This window comes from Streptomyces anandii JCM 4720 (assembly GCF_014650655.1).
Classification (GTDB): Bacteria; Actinomycetota; Actinomycetes; order Streptomycetales; family Streptomycetaceae; genus Streptomyces; species Streptomyces anandii.
In genome coordinates, this window is the sequence record NZ_BMVJ01000009.1 from 268,854 (window position 1) to 271,074 (window position 2,221).

Genomic DNA, 2,221 nt, shown 5'->3' on the forward strand with positions numbered 1-2,221 from the left:
GGTGATCACCCACGCGCAGACGCTGCGGGCGTACGAGATCTGGAGCGACCTCGCGGGGCTGCGGCACGGGGACCGCTATCTGATCGTGAACCCCTTCTTCCACACCTTCGGCTACAAGGCGGGCGTCATCGCGTGCCTGATGCGGGGCGCGACGATGATCCCGCAGCCGGTGTTCGACGCGGCGGCGGTGCTGGCGAACGTGGCGGCGGAGCGGGTCTCGGTGCTGCCCGGCCCGCCGACCGTGCACCAGTCGCTCCTGGACCATCCGGCGCGGGACGCGCACGACCTGTCGGCGCTGCGCCTGGTGGTGACCGGTGCGGCGGTGGTGCCGCTGCGGCTGGTCGAGCGGCTGCGCGGGGAACTGGGCGTGGAGACGGTGCTGACGGCGTACGGCCTGTCGGAGGCGAGCGGCATCGTCACGATGTGCCGGCGCGGGGACGCGCCCCGGGTGATCGCCTCTACCTCGGGCCGGGCGATCCCCGGGACCGAGGTGCGGGTGGTGGACGCCTCCGGCGCCCCGGTCCCCGCGGGCGAGCCGGGCGAGATCCTGGTCCGCGGCTTCAACGTCATGCGCGGCTACTACGAGGACGAGCGGGCCACCGCCGAGGTCGTCACGCCGGACGGCTGGCTGCGCACCGGGGACGTGGGTGTACTGGACGCGGTGGGCAACCTGCGGGTCACCGACCGGGTGAAGGACATGTACGTCGTCGGCGGCTTCAACGCCTACCCGGCGGAGATAGAGCAGCAGTTGGGCCTGCACCCGGACGTGGCCGACGTGGCGGTGATCGGTGTCCCCGACGCCCGGCTGGGCGAGGTGGGCAGAGCGTACGTGGTCCGGCGCGAGGGGGCCGTCCTCACGGCCGACGACCTGATCGCCTGGGCCCGCCGCGAGATGGCGAACTACAAGGTGCCGCGGTCGGTGGAGTTCGTACGGCTTCTGCCGCGCAACGCGAGCGGCAAGGTGGTCAAGGGGGAACTGCGGCGGCGGGCGTGAACGACGCGGGCCGCGGCGGCGGGGCTCTTGGACGACGCGGGCCGCGGCGGTCCCCCCGGATCCGCCGCGGCCCGCGCGGGCGCCGGGCGCCCGCCCCCTCGGCCCTACTTGGGCTCGGACGTGATGTGGGTGTTGTCCGGCTTGACGGTGCCGCCGTCGGCGGCGCTGTCGCCGGCGGTCTGCTCGACGTCCGTGATGTGCGTGTTGAGCGGCGTGATCCCGGCGTTCGCCTCGGCGTCGGTGATGTGCGTGTTGAGCGGCCTGACGGCCTGCTCGTCTCTGCTGGTGTCGCTCATGCTGCTGAACTCCCCTGCTGTGTTTTTGCGTTGACGAGGGCCCGCCCGGCCACTCCCCCGAGGACGGCCGGACGGGCCCGCTGCGGTCGCCACTCTAGATCGCGAGCGCGGCGACCTCACCACCGTTTCGCCTGCCCCCCGACGCGACGAACCGGCAACAACCACCTTGCCGCCCCCCGATAAACGAACGATGAACGCCCCACCCGGTGGCCCGCCGCCCCACCGGGCCACCGCGGACAGCCGCTCGCCCGCGCCGTCGGCCGGCACCCTCCCGCACCTGGGCCTGACGGCTCAGGCTGCCGCTGCCAGGGCCAGGAGGTTCTGGACCTCCTGCGCCTCCGGGGAGTCGAGGTGTTCGTAGATCTGGAGGGCCTCGCGCCAGCAGGCGTGGGCTCGGCCCTGTTGGCCGAGGGCGGTGAGGGCCTTGCCGAGGACGGTGAGGACGTTGCCCCGGCGCCAGGCGCCGCCGATGCCGCGCAGGGAGGCCAGTGCCATCTCGGCGTTGGCCGCGGCCTGGGCGGGGCGAAGGCTGAGCAGGTCGACCTCGGCGAGGCGGAACAGGGCCATGCCCTCCCACAGCCGCTGTCTGCTCACCCGGAACACCTGGAGCGCCTCGCCGAGATGGGCGGAGGCGTCGGCGGGGCGGCCGCTCTTGGCGAGGGCCATGCCGAGCGCGTAGTGGCCGTTGGCGGCCTTGAGGGAGTGCCCGAGCCGCTCGTACATCTCCATGCCCTGCCGGGCGAGGTGCACCGCGCTGTCGGCGCGCTCGGTCTCCAGGTGCAGCCGGGAGAGGTTGCACAGGGCGGCCGCCTCGCCGGACAGGTCGCCGCAGGCGCGGAAGTCGGCGATGGCCCGCTCCAGGTACTCCTCCGCCTCGGCGAACCGGCCCCGGTAGAAGTTGAACGCCCCGAGGATGTTCGCCGCCCAGCAG

General features: G+C 73.6%; 3 protein-coding genes. 1 reads left to right on the forward strand and 2 read right to left on the reverse strand.

The annotated features are described in order from the left end of the window. A partial coding sequence (locus tag IE249_RS37755; protein ID WP_229858789.1) for an AMP-binding protein occupies positions 1–994 on the forward strand: 994 nt, incomplete at its 5' end. A 104-nt stretch (positions 995–1,098) separates the two neighbouring features. Here IE249_RS37755 and IE249_RS18705 read toward each other — a convergent pair. Further along, on the reverse strand, positions 1,099–1,290 hold the full coding sequence (locus IE249_RS18705) for a hypothetical protein (RefSeq protein WP_189705965.1): 192 nt from the start codon (positions 1,288–1,290) through the stop codon (positions 1,099–1,101). A 291-nt stretch (positions 1,291–1,581) separates the two neighbouring features. Continuing rightward, a partial coding sequence (locus IE249_RS37760; RefSeq protein WP_229858790.1) for a tetratricopeptide repeat protein occupies positions 1,582–2,221 on the reverse strand: 640 nt, incomplete at its 5' end.

Excerpts from the sequence above, each read along its gene's own strand:
- IE249_RS18705 (WP_189705965.1), bottom strand. The coding sequence starts at position 1,290 with ATGAGCGACACCAGCAGAGACGAGCAGGCCGTCAGGCCGCTCAACACG.